Source organism: Piscinibacter sp. HJYY11, from assembly GCF_016735515.1.
Classification (GTDB): domain Bacteria; phylum Pseudomonadota; class Gammaproteobacteria; order Burkholderiales; family Burkholderiaceae_C; genus Rhizobacter.
Genome location: NZ_JAERQZ010000001.1, coordinates 3459920 through 3480045, shown reverse-complemented (window position 1 = coordinate 3480045; position 20126 = coordinate 3459920). Strand labels below are relative to the sequence as shown.

The 20126-nt window shown below is 70.5% G+C and carries 16 protein-coding genes and 1 pseudogene; 3 read left to right on the top strand and 14 right to left on the bottom strand.

The features are described 5' to 3' along the window. The first annotated feature begins 21 nt into the window (after positions 1-21). Entirely contained in the window at positions 22-252 is a 231-nt protein-coding gene (locus JI745_RS16120) for a DUF4880 domain-containing protein (protein WP_201808935.1), read from the top strand. On the opposite strand, the gene JI745_RS16115 is transcribed toward JI745_RS16120, so the two are convergent. From JI745_RS16115 to JI745_RS16085, 7 genes and pseudogenes are all read right to left on the bottom strand, one after another. Next, positions 159-1370: an aromatic ring-hydroxylating dioxygenase subunit alpha gene (locus JI745_RS16115; protein ID WP_201808932.1), complete on the bottom strand. Its 1212-nt coding sequence runs from the start codon at positions 1368-1370 to the stop codon at positions 159-161. The two genes, JI745_RS16120 and JI745_RS16115, sit on opposite strands and share 94 nt — an antisense overlap. After that, positions 1367-2104: a siderophore ferric iron reductase gene (locus tag JI745_RS16110; protein ID WP_201808929.1), complete on the bottom strand. Its 738-nt coding sequence runs from the start codon at positions 2102-2104 to the stop codon at positions 1367-1369. Before JI745_RS16110 ends, JI745_RS16115 begins: the two co-directional genes overlap by 4 nt. After that, entirely contained in the window at positions 2101-3966 is a 1866-nt protein-coding gene (locus JI745_RS16105; protein ID WP_201808926.1) for an IucA/IucC family siderophore biosynthesis protein, read from the bottom strand. The genes JI745_RS16110 and JI745_RS16105 overlap by 4 nt, the downstream gene beginning before the upstream one ends. Further along, positions 3963-4550, bottom strand: coding sequence for a GNAT family N-acetyltransferase (locus JI745_RS16100; protein WP_201808923.1), 588 nt, complete (start codon positions 4548-4550; stop codon positions 3963-3965). Before JI745_RS16100 ends, JI745_RS16105 begins: the two co-directional genes overlap by 4 nt. Beyond that, positions 4540-5799: pseudogene (locus JI745_RS16095) on the bottom strand (hypothetical protein); the annotation flags it as partial. The pseudogene JI745_RS16095 and the gene JI745_RS16100, both read right to left, overlap by 11 nt. Continuing rightward, the gene (locus JI745_RS16090) at positions 5751-7052 is read right to left on the bottom strand and encodes a lysine N(6)-hydroxylase/L-ornithine N(5)-oxygenase family protein (RefSeq protein ID WP_236675016.1); all 1302 of its coding nucleotides are present in this window, start codon (positions 7050-7052) and stop codon (positions 5751-5753) included. The gene JI745_RS16090 and the pseudogene JI745_RS16095, both read right to left, overlap by 49 nt. An 89-nt stretch (positions 7053-7141) precedes the next feature. Next, positions 7142-9253, bottom strand: a complete 2112-nt coding sequence (locus tag JI745_RS16085; RefSeq protein WP_201808921.1) for a bifunctional diguanylate cyclase/phosphodiesterase — start codon at positions 9251-9253, stop codon at positions 7142-7144. A gap of 354 nt (positions 9254-9607) precedes the next feature. Here JI745_RS16085 and JI745_RS16080 point away from each other — a divergent pair, with 354 nt between their 5' ends. Then, positions 9608-10573 (top strand): tripartite tricarboxylate transporter substrate binding protein, encoded by a 966-nt coding sequence (locus JI745_RS16080; protein ID WP_201808904.1) that lies wholly within the window; start codon positions 9608-9610, stop codon positions 10571-10573. A gap of 13 nt (positions 10574-10586) precedes the next feature. Here the strand turns inward: JI745_RS16080 and JI745_RS16075 are convergent, their stop codons facing one another. Next, a complete protein-coding gene (locus JI745_RS16075; protein WP_310738655.1) occupies positions 10587-12524 on the bottom strand; it encodes a diguanylate cyclase in 1938 nt (645 codons plus the stop codon). 72 nt (positions 12525-12596) lie between these two features. Between JI745_RS16075 and JI745_RS16070 the strand changes: the two genes are divergently transcribed. Then, on the top strand, positions 12597-13067 hold the full coding sequence (locus tag JI745_RS16070; protein ID WP_201808892.1) for a GNAT family N-acetyltransferase: 471 nt from the start codon (positions 12597-12599) through the stop codon (positions 13065-13067). A gap of 19 nt (positions 13068-13086) precedes the next feature. On the opposite strand, the gene JI745_RS16065 is transcribed toward JI745_RS16070, so the two are convergent. The 6 genes from JI745_RS16065 to JI745_RS16045 all read right to left on the bottom strand — a co-directional run bounded on the left by JI745_RS16065 (position 13087) and on the right by JI745_RS16045 (position 20014). After that, on the bottom strand, positions 13087-14133 hold the full coding sequence (locus JI745_RS16065; protein ID WP_201808890.1) for a threonine/serine dehydratase: 1047 nt from the start codon (positions 14131-14133) through the stop codon (positions 13087-13089). A gap of 90 nt (positions 14134-14223) precedes the next feature. Continuing rightward, positions 14224-14352: a hypothetical protein gene (locus tag JI745_RS26645; RefSeq protein WP_255545719.1), complete on the bottom strand. Its 129-nt coding sequence runs from the start codon at positions 14350-14352 to the stop codon at positions 14224-14226. Beyond that, on the bottom strand, positions 14349-15506 hold the full coding sequence (locus tag JI745_RS16060; protein ID WP_201808888.1) for a GGDEF domain-containing protein: 1158 nt from the start codon (positions 15504-15506) through the stop codon (positions 14349-14351). The genes JI745_RS26645 and JI745_RS16060 overlap by 4 nt, the downstream gene beginning before the upstream one ends. Positions 15507-15549: 43 nt before the next feature. Continuing rightward, positions 15550-17577: an ATP-binding protein gene (locus JI745_RS16055; protein ID WP_201808886.1), complete on the bottom strand. Its 2028-nt coding sequence runs from the start codon at positions 17575-17577 to the stop codon at positions 15550-15552. Continuing rightward, positions 17574-18158 carry a YfiR family protein gene (locus tag JI745_RS16050; RefSeq protein WP_201808884.1) on the bottom strand — a complete coding sequence of 195 codons (585 nt, stop codon included), beginning with the start codon at positions 18156-18158 and terminating at the stop codon, positions 17574-17576. The genes JI745_RS16055 and JI745_RS16050 overlap by 4 nt, the downstream gene beginning before the upstream one ends. Continuing rightward, positions 18155-20014 (bottom strand): TonB-dependent receptor domain-containing protein, encoded by a 1860-nt coding sequence (locus tag JI745_RS16045; protein ID WP_201808872.1) that lies wholly within the window; start codon positions 20012-20014, stop codon positions 18155-18157. Before JI745_RS16045 ends, JI745_RS16050 begins: the two co-directional genes overlap by 4 nt. Positions 20015-20126 lie beyond the last annotated feature (112 nt).

Here is a 20126-nt window from a genome sequence, read left to right as displayed (position 1 = left end):
CGCATCTCACGGGGACGCGCAATGGCCGGCAAGGCACAGGAAACGATCGACGACGCGGCGCTGCGCTGGCGGATGGCCGTGCACGACGCGCCGCAAGACCCGCAGGTGCGCGCAGGCCTGGCCGCGTGGCTGGCCCTCTCGCCCGCCCACCTCGCCGCCTACGACGAGGCCTGCCGCTTGTGGATGCTGACCGGCCTGCTCGCCCCGGCCGCCAACGAGGGCGACGACTCCGCGGAACGCCGCTCCTCCTGAGCGGCCCCGGCCAGCGCGCCGCCCATCGCGCGGCGGTACCAGGCGTGGAAATGCTGCATGCCGTCTTCCAACGGGCTCTGGTAGGGCCCAGCCTCGTCGTCCCCCCGCTCGTACAAGGCCAGCCGGCCGGCATCCATGCGCTCGCCGATCTCGTCGTCTTCGGCGCAGGTCTCCATGTACGCGGCCTGGTGGGCGCCGACGAACTCGCGCTCGAAGGCCGCGATCTCCTCGGGATAGAAGAACTGCACCATGTTGAGGGTGTGGCGCGGCCCCTTCGGAAAGAGCGTCGACACCACCAGCACGTGCGGGTACCACTCCACCATCACGGTCGGGTAGCAGGTGAGCCAGATCGCGCCGTGCTCCGGCGGGCGGCCGCCGCGGTAGGCGAGCAGCGCGTCGTGCCAGCGGCGGTAGACCGGGGAGCCAGGGCGCTCGAGGTCGTGGTGCACGCCCACCGTCTGCACGCTGTGGCCGCGGCCGAACTCCCATTTCAGGTCGGCGCAGGTGACGAAGGCACCGAGCCCCGGGTGGAACGGGCCCACGTGGTAGTCCTCCAGGTACACCTCGATGAAGGTCTTCCAGTTGTAGCGGCACTCGTGCAGCTCGGTCTTGTCGAGGACGTAGCCCGAGAAGTCGAACTCGGCGGCCGGCCCGGCCTGCGCGAGCTCGGCGCCGAGCTGCCGGGCGCCGGCGTCGAACAGCAGGCCGTTCCAGCGCTGCAGCGGATAGCGCTGCAGGTGCAGGCAGGGGTCGGTCTCGAAATGCGGCGCGGCGGCGAGCTCGCCGTGCAGTTCGTAGGTCCAGCGGTGCAGCGAGCAGACGATGTGGCGGCGGGTGTTGCCGCGCCCGCGCAGCATGAGGGCCTGGCGGTGCCGGCACACGTTGCTCAGGAGCTGCACGCCTTGCGGCGTGTGCACCAGCACGCGCCCTTCGCCCTCTTGCGCCAGCGTGCAGTAGTCGCCCGGCTCAGGCACCGACAGTTCGTGCCCCACGTAGCGCGGCGACGGCGCGAAGACGAGCGCCTGCTCGGCCCGGTACACCGCCTCGTCGAAATAGCTGCGCACCGAGAGCTGCGGGCGGACCTCGCGGAAGAGCGCGATCGGGTTCGAGGTCGTCATGCCACGGCCTCCTCGGCGTGCAGCCGCCGCACGCGCTCGTGCTGTGCGAGCCGCGGGCAGGTGCTGCAGCGCTCTGCGCCACGCCGGCGGAAGTGCAGGCAGCACACCTTGCGTTCGGGGGCCAGCGCCACCGCGCCTGCCGCGTCGCGGTAGACGAAGTAGCTGTGTTCGCCGTGCAGGCCGAGCGCCGCGAGCCACTGGTCGCCCCAGGCGAGCGTCTCGTGCGCGGGCCGGCGCGTGGACCTGCACGCGGCGAGCAGCGCCGCCAGCACGCAGTCGGCGAGCGTGCGCCGCGCGGCCTTGGCCTGCAGCGGTGCGAGGGCCTGCCAGGCCGGCAGCAGCCGTGCCGTGCCGGCCAGCAGCTGGCGGGCACCGTCGTGCAGGCGCTGCGCCTCGTCGCCCGGTCGCAGCGCATGTGCGGCCACCGCATAGCCACCGACGTCGCCGGCGTGCATCTCGAGCGAGAGCCGCTCGAGGTCGACCTGCCCGTCGGCCAGATGGGCGCCGAACACCGCCAGGTACGCCGGCTGCCACACGAGCAGGCCCCAGCCGCGCAACGCCGCGTAGTGCGCCCCGGCCTCGGGGTGCGCCGCGGCCCAGCGTCGATGCAGCGCGGCGAGCCGCGTCTCGGCATGCCAGGGTGCCGCCGCGCTGCCCGGCTCGACCACCCGTCCGGCCAGGCCCGGCGCCACACGCGCCGCGGCCGCGAGCAGCGCGTGCAGCGCCGTCGTCATGCGAGGCTCAGCCCCGCCGAGACCGCCATCGGCTCGCCCGCCCCAGCGCGGCGCGGCCGGAACTTCGCGATCGGGTTGGCCAGGCGGCCGGCCATCTGGAGGCTGGACGCCGGGTCGGCGATGTTGACCATCTGCTGGTTGTTGGCGAGCTGCAGGCGGTTCAGGCACGAATGCAGGAAGTCGGGCGCGAAGAGGTCGTGCGCCTCGTACTTCGCCGCGTGTTCCGGGTGCGCCTCCTGGTAGCCGGCCACGCAGTCGGCCACCAGCCGCCAGAAGGTTTCTTCGTCGCAGGTGTGGCTGTCCACCAGCGTGTGCGCGAGGAAGCGGAAGAAGCCGTCGAACACGTCGATGAAGATCGCGAGCAGCTTGAACTCGTGCGGCACGTCCACCGCGAGGCGCTTGACGCGCTCGGGCAGCGCCGCATGCTTGTCGAGGATGGCCGACTCCTCCGCGATGTCCTTCATGATCGCGCGCACCGGCACGTGGCCGTCCATCACCAGGATCAGGTTCTCGCCGTGCGGCATGAACACGAGGTCGTGCGCATAGAAGCAATGCACGAGCGGCGCGAGGTAGGCCGCCAGGTAGCGGCGCAGCCATTCCTTCGCCTCCAGGCCCGAGCGGCGGATCAGCACCGGCAGCAGGGCCTGCCCCGCGCGGTCCACGTGCAGCAGCGCGGTCATCGTCATCAGCCGCTCGCCGGCCTGGAGCCGGGTCACCGGGCTTTCGCGCCACAGGCACGACAGCATCTTCTTGTAGGGGCTGTCGGTCGGGATGGCCGCCTCGTAGTAGCGGTGGCGAAAGCCGATGGAGGCCACCTCGCGCAGGATGGAGAAGCCCATCGCGCGCAGCGTCGCGTCGCCATCGACGAGGCCATGGATCCACTCGTTGATCGCCGGCGTGCCCGACATGTAGTAAGGCGACAGGCCGCGCATGAAGCCCATGTTGAGGATGGCGAGCGAGGTCTTCACGTAATGGCGCTCGGGGTGCCCGGCGTTGAAGTACGTGCGGATCGACTGCTGCGCCTGGTAGTGGTCTTCGCTGTGGCCCAGGCAGACGATGTCGCGCTGCGCGACATGCGCCGCGAAGGCGATCGACAGCTTGTTGAACCACTGCCACGGGTGCGCCGGCATGTAGAGGTAGTCGGCTTCGTCCAGGCCCAGGCCTTCGAGCTGGGCGGCGAAGCGCCTGCGCTGCGAGGCGCCCAGCTCCTGCGCCATCAGCGCCTCGTAGTCGAGCGTCGACAGGCTCGCGAACGCCGCCCGTTCGCGCCGCACCGCGAGCCAGAGCAGGCGGAAGGTCGTGCCGACCTCGGGCGCGTAGACACGGTAGTCCTCGGCGTCGAAGCCGAGGCGGCCGTTGTTGGCCACGAAGCCGGGGTGGCCCTCGGTCATCGCGTGCTCGAAGGTCTGGAACTCGGCATCGGCCAGCGCCTCGCTGTCGGGGCCGTCCTTGCAGTGCTTGAAGGCGGCACCGTAGAGCGTGCTGCTGATCTCGTCGAGGTACACCGGCAGCACCTCGGGCCGCAGGCCGAGCGCGTCCTTCAGGTCGATGACGAAGGTGAGCGCCTCCAGCGGCTGCTCGCGGTCGTCGACATGGCGGCTGATCGTGCCCGCGTCGATGCGCCAGTGGCGCAGCGCCATCGGCTGCGCCTCGAAGCGGTATTCGGTACGCTCGCCGGCCTGCAGCACATAGCGCTGCCAGCCGGGCCGCGCCGCGCTGCCGAGCGCACGCGGCACGAGCAGCAGCTCGTGCGAAAACTCGGCGATCGCCTTGCGCACCAGCAGGCGGTTGACGTGGCGCCAGACCTCCGGCGTCAGGTGGGCCGCGGCGTCGGCGGGGTTCTTCAGCGTCGACGGGTTCATGGGATGGATTCCTCTCGTTGGGCCTGGAAGAAGCCCTCGCGCGTGCACAGCGCGAGGGCGGCGAGCTTGTCGGGCAGCTGCACCGTGCCGCGGTAGGCGAAGCCCATCTCGCGGTTGAGCACATGCACCTTGTCGTTGCGCAGGTCGGGCTCGACCACCACGCGGCGCGCTCGGAGCCGCTCGAAGATGAAGCGCATCAGCACGCGGAACACCCGCCGCGTGTGGCCGTGCCGCGGCTGGCGCGGCGGCCCGACGAAGAAATGCATGCCCACGTCGCCCGGCATCACGCGGTAGTGCTGCCCGAGCACGTCGTGCGCGGGGTCGTAGCACTCGACGAGGAAGGCCGGCTCGCCGTCCATCAGCCCGGTGTAGGCCATCGCATGGCCGCTTTGCACCAGCGCGGCATACAGCGCGTGCACCTCGTGCTCGGTCTTGTGCTGCAGGCCCCAGAAGCCGGCGTATTCGAGGCCGAACCAGCGGTGCAGGAGCGCGATGTCGGCAGCGAGATCGATCTCGCGCAGTTGCAGGCCTTCGCTGATGAAGGGGCGCCGGTCGAGCCCGGCGGCGGCGAAGTCAACCGGCATGGGTCGCCTCCAGGGAGGTGGGGGCAGCAGGCGCCCGCGGTGGGATGCGGTCCAGCCGGCAGAACAGCCGGTCGAGCAGCGCCGTCAGCGCGAAGCCGGCCGCACCGAGCACGAAGGTGATGCCGGTGCCGTGCCGCTCCACCAGCGCACCGGCCGCGAACGACGACAGCACCACGCCGAAGTTCTGGAAGAAATTGAAGACGCTGAAGTCGCGCGCATACGCGGCCGGCGTGCTGAAGCGGAACAGCATCACCTCGAACTTCACGATCAACTGGAACAGCGCCCAGCCGTACAGCAGGCGCCCGGCGAGCAGCGCCGCCTCGTGTGGCGCGGCCTGCAGCAGCAACCCGGCCGCACCGAGCATGAGGTTGGGGAGCACCTTGTCGTGCAGCCGGGCGCCGGCGCGGCGCGCACGCTGGTTCGCGATGAGCGCCGCCAGCCCCATCGCCGCCGGAATGGCGAAGACGAGTCCACTCACCAGCTGGTCGTTCGAGCCGGAGAGCCGCTCCCAGTGCACCGAGAAGAAGGGGCGGACCAGGTAGGCGCCGAAGTCGAGCAGCATGACGAGCCCGCACAGCTGCAGGATGCGCCACCGCAGCATCGCAGGCCGGGCCGGGAGCGCGGCCACGGCATCGTCGGCGGCGACCCGCACGACGCGGCCGGTGCGGATGAGCCAGGCGCACATCGTCATCTGCGCAAAGTCGCCCGCGGCCATCAGGCCGATGCAGGCCGCCGGGCCGATGTGCTGCAGCGCTGCGCCGCCGGCCACCGCGCCGAAGATGCCGCCGAGGTACACCACCACCGACAGGAGGCCGATCGTGTGGCCGTGCGACTCGGCCGGCTCGAGGCGCATGAGGTAGGGGTACATCAGCAGGTAGCTGCTCTTGCACATGAACATCGCGAGCGACAGCACCCAGAAGCCGGCCACGCTGTCGGCGAACCAGCTCAGCGCACACAGCAGGCCGGCCGCGCCCTGGGTGACGAGGAGCAGCTGCATCGTCTCGACGCGCCGCGCCACCCGCGCCCACAGCGGCAGCGTGCACATCACCGCGATGGAGATCGCCGCGATGTAGGCGCCGACGTGCAGCGCGCTCGTCACGCCGTAGCGGCGCTCGAAGAAATGCGGGTAGAAGGCGATGAGGATGGCGTCGCTCACCACCGCGCAGGCCGACATCGCGATCAGCGTGGAACGCAGCACCGTCATGCGGCCAGCTCCACGAACGCATCGTCGCCGCGCGGGGCGAAGTCCTGCAGCGTGGTGCGCGTCTCGATGGGGTAGGCCTCCACGCCGGTCAGCCCGCGGATGATGTGCGCGTTGCGGTGGCAGGCCAGGCCCAGGTCGGGGTTGGTGACGCCATGGCTGTGCGAGCCGGCGTTCTGCACGAAGATCTCACCGCCTGCGGCATCGACCGCGTAATTGCGCTGCTGCCGGTAGCGGCCGTGGGCATCCCACGCAATGCGGTGGCGGATGCCCTCGACGAAGGCCGGCACCGCGGGTGCGTAGCCGGTCGCGAAGACGAGACCGTCGGCCTCGTGCCGGTAGCGCCGGCCGAGCTCGGTGTGCAGGAACTCGAGCTCGTGCACGTCGCCCTGGCGGCGGCACGCCTCCAGCGCCATGTTGGGCAGCAGCCGCGTGCGGCCGCGCAGCTCGTCGCGGCGCTCGTCGAGCAGCTCGTAGATGGCGTCGACGAGCTCGGCGTTGATGCCGTTGTAGACACTTTTCTGGTCCTGCACGATGCGCTCTTTCGCGGCGTCGGGCAGGTGGAAGAAATGCTCGGCGTAGTCGGGCGAGATGAGCTCGAGCACGAGCTTGGCGTTCTCCATCTGGAAGAAGCGCGACGAGCGCGTGACCCAGGTCAGGCGGTAGCCGAAGCGGTCGATGTCCTGCAGCAGGTCGCGGTAGATCTCGGCGGCGCTCTGCCCGCTGCCGACGATGGTGATGGCGCGGCGCTGCTGCAGCGCCGCCTTGCGGCGCAGGTAGTGCGCGCTGTGCAGCTCGGTGGCCTCGGGGCAGCACGAGGGCAGGCGCGGCGAGGCGCCCACGCCCAGCACCAGCTTGCGCGCGAGGTGCTCGAACGGGCGGCCGCTGCGAAGGTCGCGCCCCTGCACCACGTAGACGCCCAGCCTTTCATCGTGCGCGAGCGAACTCACCTCGTGCTGGAAGCGGACCGACTCGAGGCGGCTCGCCGCCCATTGGCAATAGCGGTTGTATTCCTGGCGCGTGAGGTAGAAGTTCTCGCGCACGTAGCAGGAGTAGATGCGGCCCTGCTGCTTGCAGTAGTTGAGGTAGCTGAACGGGCTCGTCGGATCGGCCAGCGAGACCAGGTCGGCAAGGAACGGGTTCTGCAGGGTGCAGCGCTCCACCAGCATGCCGGGGTGCCACTCGAAGCGCTCGCTGCGCTCGAGGAACAGCCCGCGGCACTCCTTCAGCGGCGCCATCAGGCACGCCAGGCTGAGATTGAACGGCCCGAGGCCGACCGCGACGAAGTCGTGGACTTGCATGTCGTCTCTCCCTTCGCTGCGCCATGGAAGGCGCGCTCAGGAGAGAAGACGAATCAGCGCGGCCGGTGTTCGGCGGGCGCGAAAAAAAATCAGGAGCTCAGCAGCTTGTCGAACGCCGCCATCTCCAGCGGCCGGCCGAACAGGTAGCCCTGCGCGAGGTGGCAGCCGGCGTTCTTCAGGTACTCGGCCTGCTCGACCGTCTCGACCCCCTCGGCCACCAGCGCCATGTTGAGCGAGCGCCCCACCGACACGATGGCCTTCACCAGCTCGGCACTCTTGCCGTTGTGCGGCAGCTCCGAGACGAAGCTGCGGTCGATCTTCAAGGTCTGCACCGGCAGACGCGTGAGGTAACCGAGCGCCGAGTAGCCGGTGCCGAAGTCGTCGATCGCAATCGTGATGCCCATCGCCGCCAGCGCCTCCAGGCTCTGGCGCACGCCTTCGCTGCCGTCGAGCAGCAGGCTTTCGGTGATCTCGAGCTCGAGCCACCTGGGCTCGCAGGCACTGGCGGCCAGCGCGCCCTGCACCGCTTCGACGATGTTGTGCCCTTCGGCGAACTGGCGGGCCGACAGGTTGACGGCAATCTTCAGCGGGTCGTTCGAGCGCTCGCGGTTCCAGCTCGACACCGCATGACAGGCCTCGTGCAGCGCCCAGGTGCCCATGCGCACGATGAGGCCGGTTTCTTCCGCCAGCGGGATGAAGCTCATTGGCGACACCATGCCGCGCTGCGGCTGGCACCAGCGCATCAGCGCTTCGGCGCCCACGAGCTTCTGCGTCATGAGGTCGAACTTGGGCTGGTAGTGCAGCAAGAGCTCCTGCCGCTCCACACCGCGGCGCAGCTCGCTCTCGAGCATCAGGCGGTGCGAGGCCTGCGCGGTGAGCTGCGGCGAATAGAACTGCACGTTGTTGCGGCCGCGGCCCTTGGCGTGCGAGAGCGCGGCGTCGGCGTGCTGCAGCAGGGCTTCGGCGCTGTTGCCATCGCTCGGGTAGAGCGCCGCGCCGATGCTGGCGGTGACGAAGACATCGGTGCCGTTCAGGTCGAACGGGGCCGAGAGCGCCTGCAGCAGCTTGCTCGCCACACGCGCCAGCGCATCGGCCTGGCGCACCTCGGGGGCGAGGATGGCGAAGGTGTCGCCGGTCAGCCGCGCCACCACATCGGTCTCGCGCATCGAGTTCGACAGACGCGCGCCCACGAGCTTGAGCAGCTCGTCGCCGGCCGAGTGGCCGAGCGAGTCGTTGACCTTCTTGAACTGGTCGAGCCCCAGCATCAGCATGCCGAACTCGGCCGAGTGGCCCTGCGCCCCTTGCGACAGCGCCTGGTGCAGGCGCTCGACCAGCCAGCTGCGGTTGGGCAGCGCGGTGACCGGGTCGAAGAAGGCGAGCGAATGCACTTGCCGGCGGTAGTCGCGCAGCTCGGTCACGTCCTGGATGGTGCCGAGCATGCGGCGCAGCTTGCCGCCGCCGTCGTAGACGAGCTTGGCGCGGCCATGCAGCTCGCGGCGCTGGCCCGCAGCATCGGCCACGTGATAGTCGTAGCGCACGGTGGGCAGGCGGTCGCGCACGGCGCGCTTGAACATCTCGATGACCGCGTCGCGCTGCTCGGCGGGGATGAGCGCGGCGGCCTGGTCCAGCCCCGAGGACACGGTGGCACCGTGGCTCATGCCGGTGATCCGCAAGGCCTCGGCGGAGTAGATCGCGCGGTTGCGCTGGAAGTCCCACTCCCAGGAGCCGAAGTCGGCCATCTGCTGCGCTTCCTCGAGCCGGCCTTCGGCGGCGGTGAGGGCGGTCGACAGCGCTTGCGCGAGCGTCACGTCCTGCAGGGCGGCAACGACCTGGCGCACCTTGCCGAGCGGCGTGTACTCCACCACGGCGATCGTGCGCACGTGACGCAGCACGCCACTGGCCAGCACGCAAGGCAGCTCCATCTCGATGCGCCGCTGGCGCATGCCCACCGCATCGGTCCACGCGGTCATCAACGCGGCCTGGCGGCTGCGCCGCACCATCGCGAGCAGGCCGCGCACGCTCGGGGTGTCGCTCGCGCGCAGGCCGAGGATCTGCAATGCAGCCGGCGTGGCGTGCAGGGCACCGGTCTCGTCCCAGCTCAGGTGGCCGATGGCGTCGAGGCCACGCGCCGATTCCTCGTACAGGGCATCGAGGGCCCGTGCTGGCAGCAGCGCGTGCAGGGCTTGAGGTTCGGGATGCATGGTCACGTGGAATTCTTGGTTGGGGCGGCCGGGAGCAGGTCGTTATGGTCGCGGCAAGTGGGTCACTAACACCAGCGTTTCAGCATGGCTGTGCTAACAGAAAGCAGGGCCGCGTGAGTTGAGTCACATCGGCACTTGTCACCTGAACGACACCCTGGCCCATGGAAGTCCTTGAGTGACACCCCGCGGCAAACGCCGCAACATGGTCAGTGCCTGTTCACTCCAGATGGCTGTGCCCAAGATGTCACGACTGCAGCGAGCGCTGACCCTGCGCAGCTTGACGCTGCCCAGCCGCATCGACATGGCGCGGCTGAGCCACCACTACACCTTCCACCGACACCCCAGGAGACACCCATGCTGATGAACGTGAAAGCGATCGCCCTCGCCGCGATGGCCCTGGCCGCCACCGGCGCGATGGCGCAGACCTACCCCGACAAGCCGATCCACATCGTCGTGACCTTCACCACCGGCGGTGCGCCCGACATCCTCGCGCGCCTGATCGGCGAGAAGCTCACCGCCTCCTGGGGCCAGCCGACCATCATCGACAACAAGCCCGGTGCCGGCGGCAACACCGGCGCCGATTCGGTGGCCAAGGCCGCACCCGACGGCTACACGGTGGTCGTCGGCACGGTGGGCACGCACTCGATCAACGGTGCGCTCTACAAGAAGATGCCCTACGACATGGTGAAGGACTTCACCCCCATCACCCTGCTCGCCACCACGCCCAACATGCTCGTCGTCCACAACGACGTGCCGGCGAAGAACGTGAAGGAGCTGGTCGCCCACGGCAAGAAGGACGGCAAGCTGACCTTCGCCTCGTCGGGCGCGGGCACCTCGATCCACGTCTCGGGCGAGCTCTTCAAGACCATGACCGGCATGCCGATGGAGCACATTCCGTACAAGGGCCGCGCCGGTGCCATCCCCGACCTGCTGGGCGGGCGCGTGACGATGATGTTCGACAACATGCCCTCCAGCCTGCCGCTGGTGAAGGAAGGCAAGCTGCGTGCGATCGGCGTGACGAGCGCCAAGCGCTCGGCCGCCGCGCCCGACATCCCCACCATCGCCGAGCAGGGCCTGCCCGGCTTCGAGGCGGTGTCGTGGTTCGCGCTCTTCGGCCCGGCCAACATGCCCAAGGCCGTGACCGACAAGCTCTCCGCCGAGGTCGGCAAGATCATGAAGTCACCCGAGATCACCAAGAAGCTCGCCGAGATCGGCCTCGAGCCCGCGCCCGGCACGCCGGCCGAACTGTCGGCCTACCAGCAGCGCGAGATCACCAAGTGGGCCAAGGTGGTGAAGGACTCGGGCGCGACGGTCGACTGAGCCGCAGTCCGCCTCAGGCGGGCAATACGGAAGGCGTGGCGTCGTCCTCTGCGTCGATCGGGTCGAGCACCGACACAGGCGCGACCCGTGACACCACGCGGTTGCGCCCCGCATCCTTGGCCGCATAGAGCGCCTCGTCGGCGCGGCGCAGCAGCGAGCTGAGCGTGTCGCCGGCCACGAGGCGCGTCACGCCCACGCTGATGGTCACGTGGCGGCCGGGCGTGTGGCGCGACACGTCGAGCGCCGCCACCCGCTCGCGAAAACGCTCGGCGGCGCCCACGGCCTCGTCGAGCGCTGTCTTCGGCAGCACGGCGATGAACTCCTCGCCGCCGAAGCGCGCCAGGCAGGCGCTGCCACTGTGCGTCACGTCACCGCCGATGGCCCGCACCGCGCCGGCCACGGCGCGCAGGATCTGGTCGCCGGCGAGGTGGCCGTGGTTGTCGTTGATGGCCTTGAAGAGGTCGATGTCGGCGAGCAGCAGCGCGCAGTCGGGCGAGGGCTTGGCCATCTGCGCTTCGAGCTCGGTGAGCGCGGCGCGGCGGTTGGGCAGGCCGGTGAGCTCATCGGTCATCGCGAGGCCGCGCATGGCCGCGCTCGTGCGGCGGTGACGCCACAGCAGCACGCCCAGCACCACCAGCAGCACGGCGGCGAGCAGGATCACCGCCGTGAGCAGGCGCCCGGCCAGCCGCTCCTGCGCCAGCGCGTGCTCGGCGGCTTTCTGCGACTGCTGCAGCAGCACCATCTCGCGGTCGCGCGCGGTGTTGTCGTACTCGACCTTGAGGGTGGCGAACCGCTCGTCGAGCTGACGCGTGAGCAGCTGGTCGGACGCCGCCTTGAAACGCGACTGCTGCTCGAAGGCACCGCGCCAGTCGCCCTGCTCGGCCAGCGTCTGCGCCAGTGCGCCATGCGTGGCCGCCTGCTCGGCCAGCGACTCGCCGCTGCTGAAGATCTTCAAGGCCTCCTGCAGCGACTGCGCGCTCTCGGGCAGGCGGCGCAAGAGGCGCAGCGCGATGCCGCGCTGCAGCTGGATCTGCGCGTGCAGGCGCGTGTCGGGCAAGGTCTTCTGCAGGTCGGCGGCCTGGTCGAGCAGCGCGAGCGCCGCCGCGGGCTGCTGGCGGGCGTTCTGCACCGCCGCCTGGCCACGCAGCGCATAGCCGATGCCGCGCGGGAAGCTCAGCTCGCGGCTCAGTTTGAGCACCTGGTCGAAGGCCTGCTGGGCGGCGTCCCACTCTTTCAGGTTCTCGAGCGAGCGGCCGAGGTTGTAGTGCGTCACCGCCTGCTCGCGCTGCAGGCCGGCCGCGGCCTGCGCCTTCAGCGCCGACTCGTAGTAGCGCCGTGCCTGCACATGGTCGCCCATGCGGTTGTAGAGGATGGCGATGGTGTTCTCGACCGTGAGCACGTGGAACGGCATCTGCAGCCGCTCGAAGGACGCGCGGGCCTTCTTGAGGTCGGCCAGGCCATTCGAGAACTCACCGCGCACGCCGCGCAGGTGGCCGCGGTTGAAGAGGGCATCGGCCTGCATCTCTTCGTCCTGTGCCTTCTCGGCCAACGCCACGCCCTGCTCGTAGAGCGCGAGCGCGCGGGCGTTGTCGCCGGCCCCTTCGTGCAGTGCGCCTTCGCAGCCCAGCACGCCGGCTTCGAGGCCGCGCCGCTGCAGCTGCGGCACGAGCGCGCGCGCCGCGGCCAGCTGCCGCTCGGCCGCTTCGCGGTCACGCTCGGAGTGGTAGTCGCACAGCAGCAAGTGGGCGCGTACCTGCAGGTCTGCGTCGGGCTGCGTGGCGAGCTGCTGCAGGGCCTGCTCGGCGAGCTGGCGGCTGCGCTCGGGGTCGACCTTGACCTGCGCCTGGCTCTGTTCGACCAGGCCGCGCGCGTGCGGGCCGACGTCGCTGGCCGCGCCGGCGAGCGGCACGCAGATCCACGACAAGACCGAAGCAACGACGAGGTGACGCACCAACGCTCGCAAGGCAAAAACCCGAAAAGTCCGCATTGTCGCTTTGCGATCGCTGAACCAGAATCACCCACCATGATCACCGAAAGCGACATCAGCCTGGCCGTGCCCGACGACGCGGTGGCCATCGCCGCGCTGTCGCGCCGGGTGATCGAGCACGGCCTGGAGTGGCGCTGGACGGCGCCGCGCCTGCTGGCCAGCATGGCCGATGCCGACACCAACGTGGTCGTCGCCCGCCGTGGCACCGACCTGCTGGGCTTCGCGGTGATGAAGTACGGCGAGGAAGAAGCCCACCTGCTGCTGCTCGCCACCCAGCCGCGCTGCCGGCGCCAGGGCGTGGGCAGCACGCTGCTCGCCTGGCTGGAAGGCACGCTGAGGGTGGCCGGCATCCGCACCGTGAAGCTCGAGACGCGCAGCGGCAACGCCGGTGCGCAGGCCTTCTACCGCCACCACGGCTTCGTCGAGATCAACCGGCGCAGCGGCTACTACCAGGGTGTGGAAGACGCGGTGAGCTACCTCAAGCAGCTCGGCCTGCCCGGCGCCTGAGGGCGGGCCTTCCATTTCATCAGCGGGCCTGGCGCAGCAGCTCGCCGTAGCGGGCCGCGTCGATGTTCGAGCCACAGACGATCAGCGCCACGCGCCGGCCGTCGAGCCGCTCGCGCAGCGGGCCGAGCAGGGCCGCGGTGGCTGCCGCCGCGGCGGGCTCGGCGGCGAGTTTCATGTCGAGGAAGAGGTGGTGCATCGCGCTCACCAATGCGTCGTCATCGACCCGCACGATCTCGTCGACGAAGCGCCGGCACACGCCGTAGCTGTAGGCCATCGCATAGGGCGCACTCAGGCTGTCGGCGATGGTGTCGACGCCTTCCAGCCGCACCGGCCGGCCGGCCTGGAAGCTGCGGTACATGGCATCGGCGCCATGAGGCTCGACGCCGAACACCTGGCAGCGCGGGTTGATCTGCTTCACGATCGACGCGATGCCGCCCGCGAGCCCGCCGCCGCCGACCGGCACCACCACCGCGTCGAGCCCGCGCACCTGGCGCATGAGCTCCAGGCCGATTGTGCCAGTGCCCTCGGCGGTGCGCGGCCCGTCGTAGGGGTGGACCATGCTGCGGCCTTCGTCGACCATGACGCGGTCGGCCAGCGCAAAGGCCTCGGCCAGGGTGTCGGTGAGGATCAGCTCGGCGCCGTAGCCGCGGCAGGCGTCGAGCCGCACCGGGCTTGCGAACTTCGGCATCACGAGCTTGGCATGCGAGCCCACGGCGCGCGCCGCACACGCCACCGCCACCGCGTGGTTGCCGGCACTCGCGGCCACCACGCCACGCCGGCGCTGCTCGTCGCTCAGTGACTGCACCGCGTTGAGCGCGCCGCGCAGCTTGAAGCTGCCGGTCTGCTGGAAGAGCTCGAGCTTGAGCCAGACCTCGGTGAGCGGGTTGAACTGGCGGGCGATCACGCCCGTCTGCCAGCGCCACACCGGCGTGGGCATGATCTGGCCGGCCAGGCGCAGGGCGACGCGCTCGACTTCATGCAGGCGGGGATAGGGCTGCTCCGGCTTCGACGGCGGAAGGGAGGGCGACACCGGCGCAGCAGCGCCGGCTTGAAGCAATGCGGACATGGGAGAACTCCATTCGATGCGAGGGATGTGCGCGAAGGCGCACACGGCGGCAGGCATGCGGGACCGCCAAGCACCGGCCGAGGCCGCAGCTCAACGGTCCAGTTGAATTCGAATGGAAATCGAGGTGGGGGCCGTCCCTTTGAACAAGACGGCCGCGCGGCGCAGCACCACGCTCGCGAGGTGCGAGACGGTGGGGGTCGGTGCGGGCAGCGGGTTCACGGCGTGCATGATGGCACAGGCCTCGTGTTGGCGGCAAGCTCGGCCACCACGCTGCGCGCACGGCCACTTTCCTTTGCACGGTAGAGCGCCGCATCGGCCCGCTCGATCGCGGCGTGCAGCGCTTCGCCCGGGGCACAGGCCGCGATGCCGGCCGAGAAGCTCACGCCGCGCGATTCGCCGCCACACGGGAAGCTCAAGGCCCGCATGCGCTCATGCACCCGGTCGAGCACGCACAACGCGCCGGCCGCATCGGTCTCGGGCAGCATGACCATGAACTCCTCGCCACCCCAGCGGCCCAGCACGTCGGTGTCGCGCAGCGTCTCGCCGACGGCGAGCGCAAAGGCCTTGAGCACCTCGTCGCCCTGCACATGGCCGCAGCTGTCGTTGATGCGCTTGAAATGGTCGATGTCGAGCAGCGCGATCGACATCGGCCGGCCGCTGCGCCCGGTGCGCTGCACTTCCTTCTGCATCAGGGCCATCAGGTGGCGGCGGTTGTAGAGCCCGGTGAGCTCGTCGCGGATGGCGAGCTGGCGGTTGTGCTCCAGCGCCTGCTCCAGGTCGTGCCGGTGCTGGCGCAGCTTGTGGCGCATGGTGCTGAGCTGACCGGCCAGCACCGCGATGGCCGGCAGCACCACCGAGATCAGCATGAAGTGCAGCACCTCCTCGGCGATCGGGAAGCGCTCGGGCCATTGCCGGTGGGCGCCAACCATCGTGATGCCCAGCAGGAGCACCGCGAAGAGGGTGAGCCGGCGCACCTGGCCCGGCTTGAGCGCGAACATGCCGCACACCAGCGTGATGGCCATCGCGAGCAGGCTGGCACCGCGCACCGGGCCGCAGATGAGGTAGGCCATCACGGTCGAGAAGACGCTGAACACGCCTTGCGGCATGGTGAGCGCCGGGTCCTCGGGGTACAGGCGCAGATTCCACCCGCTGCGGATGACGACGTAGAAGCCCAGCACGCCCAGCAGCGTGAACAACGACCAGGCGAGCGCCATCTGCGCCTCGATCAGCCCGGCCCACACGCCGAAGCCGCAGATGAACGACAGCAGCACGTCCACCAGCACCACCAGCAAGGCCTGCGAGGCACGCAAGCGCTGCCGCGCCTCGCGGCCGAGCACGAGGGTGGTGACACGGGTGTGAAGGCCTGGGCCCATGCTGCGATATCGGCCGGCCTCGGCCGCGCTTGAGCCGCGGCGGTCAGCGGGGGTGGCTCTTCTCCACACTCGCGGCGAGTGCCGCGTCGATCGCCTCGTTGAGCTTGGCCACGTGGATGGGCTTGGTGAGGTACTGGAAGAAGCCGGCCTCCAGGCCCTGCGCCCGCGCACGCGGCATCGCGTCGGCCGTGACGGCGATCACGGGGATGTGGCGCGTCACCGGGTCGGCGGCGAGCAGGGCCCGCGCGTCGTGGCCGCTCAGGCCCGGCAGGTGGATGTCCATCAGGATGATCTGCGGCAGGTGCGCACGGGCCAGCTCGATGCCCAGCTGCGCATCGGGTGCCGAGAGCATGCGCAGGTCGCCACGGAAGGCCACGATCTCCTCCACCAGGCGCAGGTTGGCCGGGTTGTCCTCCACATAGAGCAGCAGCGGCATGTGCGGCATCGCCAGCGCATCGCGCGGCAAGAGCGGCATGCGGTCGGTCTCGGCGGTGACTGGCGAGTCCTGCGAGCGCTGGAGCTCGATCCAGAACTCGCTGCCCACGCCCGGCGTGCTATGCACGCCGATGCGACCGCCCATCAGCTCGACCAGCCGCTTGGTCACGACGAGCCCGATGCCCGTGCCTTCCACCGAACCCGCCTCCTGGCCCAGCCGGTTGAAGGGCTGGAAGAGCGAGGCCACCTGGTCGGGCCGCAGGCCCGGGCCGGTGTCGCGCACGACGATGCGTGCCGTGCCGCTGTGGAACGAGGCGCACTCGACCACCACCGCGCCCTGCTCGCGGTTGTACTTGATGGCGTTGGAGAGCAGGTTGAGCAGCACCTGCTTCAGGCGCGTGCGGTCGGCCACCACGGTGAGCGTGGCGTCGAAGGGCAGCAGCATGTGAAGGCCGCGCTGCGCTGCCGCCGGCTCGAGCATGGTGTGGCATTCCTTCAGCAGGGTCGCGACCTCCACCGGCTCGGGCGAGAGCATGAGGTTGGCCGACTCGATGCGCGCGAGGTCGAGCACCTCGTTGATGAGGCTCAGCAGGTGGCTGCCGGCCTTCAGGATGTGCTGCGTGAACTCGGCACGCTTGGTGGCCGACAGCGAGATGCCCTCGGTGGCCAGCAGCTGACCGAAGCCGAGGATGGCGTTGAGCGGCGTGCGCAGCTCGTGGCTCATGCTGGAGATGAACTCCGACTTCGCGCGGTTGGCGCGCTCGGCGGTCTCGGTGGCCTGGGCCAGCTCGCGGTTCGAGGCTTCGAGCTGCGCCGTGCGCTCCCTGACGCGCGCTTCCAGGCGCTCGTTGAGCCGCATCACCTCGTGCTGCGCCTCGCGGCGGTCGTTCACCTCGCGTGCGATCGCGCGCAGCGCGGCCTCGTTCTCCTTCGCGCGGCGCTCGATCTCGGCCATCATGTCGTTGAACGATTCGGCGAGCGTGCCCACCTCGTCGTCGCTCATCTTCTGCGCGCGGCGCGAATAGTCGCGCTTCTGCACAACCTCGCGTGCCGTGGTGGCGACGGCCAGCACCGGCCCCGTCACCACCCGCGCCAGCCGGCGCGAGAGGCCCCAGGCCACGCCCATCGCCGCCACCAGCACCGCGAGCGCGATGACGGCGTAGCTGGCGATGTGGTCGTAGAGCGCGTAGTCGGCACGCAAGTAGACGGTGCCGAGCGTCTCGCCCTTGCTGACCACGGGGGCGACCACGTGCAGCTCGCGGCGCTCGATGCGCACGCCGGGCGGTGGCGCGGCGGTCGGCAACGTCGTGGCAGGCGCCTCGGCCGGGTACCTCGCGAAGAGCGCGCCACGCTCGTTGTAGACGGCAGCCGCGCGCACCTGCGGGCGCGAGCGCAGCAGCGCGAGGTTGTCGCCGGCGACCCTGGCATCGTCGAAGGCGAGCGCCGGGGCCACCGTCTGGCCCAGCAGCTCGGCCTGCGTGGTCATGTCGCCGAGCCAGCTCTGGTGGTAGGTCCGCAGGTCGTACGCGATCATCGCGCCGAGCGCCACCAGCAGCGACACCAGCGAGGTGAGCAGCACCACGCGGATGAGCTTGGCCTGCAGCGAGGCCGGCCGGCGGGTGGCGGACGTCGTCATGAGGGCGCTCCCACCACGCGCCGCGCCACGCCGAGCAGGCGCGAGCTGATCTTGACCTCGCTCGCCTCGGCCCGGCGCACGGCCACGTCGAAGCGCACGCGCTTGTCTTCGACGGCGAAGCTGATCATGCTGCCGGCGGCAAAGCCTTCTTCGGTCTCGGTGACGGTGAGCGTGGGCTGCTTCTCGGCCGCGGCCAGCAGCGCCCCCAGCCGCGCCGCCGCCCCACGGCCGACGAAGAGCACGTGCAGGTCGGCCGGGCTTTCGCCCGGGCGCAGCCGCCGCGCCACCACCGGCCGCCCATTCGGCCGGCGCCGCGCGACCAGCACCTCGAGCTCGTCGGCCAGCGCGTCGGCGCCGGCCACGCCGATGACGTAGGGGCTCTGCTCGGTGCCGAAGGCGGTGGCCGGCCACTCGACGAAGTCGAGGAACTTGTGCAGGTAGGCTGCCTTGACCTGGTGCTCGGCCACCAAGGGGTCGGCCTGCGCCCACGCGACGGCGGGCATGGCTCCGGGCACCACGGAGAGCGTCGCGCCCCAGCCCGCGGCGTGCAGCCAGGCGCACACCGCGGCACGACGTTTCACAACGACCACCTCAGCCAGATGCCCACGCTGCGCTCGACCTCGCTGCGGCCGGGCGCGGCGCCGAACTCGGCATGCCCCGGGTCGCCGAGGTTCTGCGCCACGAGCGACAGCTCCAGCGCCCGGCTCACGCGCCAGCCGTAGCGGGCATCGACGGCGGTGTAGGCCGGCACGGCCGCTTGGGGCAGCGCGGCCACGCGCCGCACGGCCACGTCGAACTCGTGGCCTTCGGCCGGGTTCCACGCCGAGCGCAGCGTCCACTGGAACGACGGGTCGTCGCCGAGGTTGGGCGGGCCGACGGGGTCGGTGCTCTCGGGGCGTTGCGCCAGGTCCTTCCGGAGCGTGGTCAGGCCGCCGCTCAGGCGCCAGCCGGGCAGCAGCTGCCAGGTGGCCCAGGCCTCCACGCCGTAGGTGCGGCCGTCGATCATGTTCTGCACCTGCGCATTGGGCGGGGACTGGCCGCTGCGCAGGCGTTTCCAGTCGCTCACGTAGGCGGTGGCCGAGCCGCTCCAGCCGGCGGCCAGCTGCAGCCGGTAGCCGAGCTCTAGCACGTTGGCGACCTCAGAGACGAAGTCGGGCCCACCGGCAATGATGTAGGGCGGGCGTGGCGGCAGGCGGATGTCGCGGTCGAGCCGCGCCGGCGCCCGCACCGCGCGCGAGAGCGCGCCCCACACGAGGTGGCCGGTGCGCGGGCGCCAGGCCAGTCGTAGGTTGGGCAGGGTCTCGAGGCCGGTGAAGTCGTTGTGCTCGAACTTGAGGCCGAGCGTGACGCCGAGGTCGGGGGTCACCGCCACCTCGTCCTGCACGAAGAGATTGGCCCAGTCGAGGCTGCGCTGACCGGGCTCGAAGCCGAAGAAGAGCCCGGGCCGAATGTCGTCGCGCGCGTGGCGGTAGCCGCCGCCCCAGACGAGCTTGTGCGCGCCCGCGGTCGTGCTGTGCTGCAGCTCCAGGTCGGCCACGTCGACCTCCGGCCGGTAGAGCAGTGCGTCGTCGCGCTCCATGTGGTCGAAATAGGCCTGCACGCGCAGCTCGCCGCCCCCGGCCAGCCGGCGTGTCCAGCGGCCGAGCAGGTTGGCGCCCGACGAGCGGATGGGCGTCATCTGCGTGCCGAGGACGATGCCACGGTGCTCGGCGCGGGTCTCGTACGTGTCGCCCTGCAGCGTGAGGGTGTCGGCGCCCAGCACCCAGTCGGCGCGCAGGCCGGCCTGGTGGCGCTCGTTGGCATCGTGGCGGTCGGCACCGGCGGCGGTCTCGGTCTGCCGCAGGCGGCCGGTCTTGAAGTAGGTGCGCAGCGTGCCGTGCTCGCCGAGCGCGCCGCCATGCCGCAGGCTCAGGCCGTGCTCGCGGTCGCCGCCGCCGGCGACGACGAGGCCGCCGGTGGTGTCGGCGCTCGAGCGGGTGAGGATGTTGATGACGCCGTTGACCGCGTTGGCGCCCCACAGCGTGGCGCCCGGGCCGCTGATGACCTCGATGCGCTCCACGTCGTCGAGCATCACGTCCTGCTGGTCCCAGAACACGCCCGAGAAGAACGGCGTGTAGACCGTGCGGCCGTCGACGAGCACCAGCAGCTTGTTGCCGATGGCATTGTTGAAGCCGCGCGCGCTGATGGCGTATTGCGTGGCGTCGATGCGCGCCACCTGCAGGTTGGGCGCGAGGCGCAGCGCCTCGGGCAGCGAGCTCACCCCAGAACGGCGTATCGCCTCGGCGGTGATCACGTAGATGGAAGCCGGCGCCGCCGACAAGGGCTCTCCGCGGCGCGACACCGAGGTGACCTCGAGCCGGCCCAGCTCTTCGAGCGACAGGTCGGCGATGTCGCGCGACGCCGCCCCGGCGGATGTGGCCAGGCACAGGCCGAACACACAGGCGAGCGCTTGCCGTCTTCTCGTGTCATGGATCAGGATGCAAGCTCCTCAAAGCCGGTGTGCACCACACGGCCCCGACCCAGCGACCGTCCCCAACGATTCGAGCAGG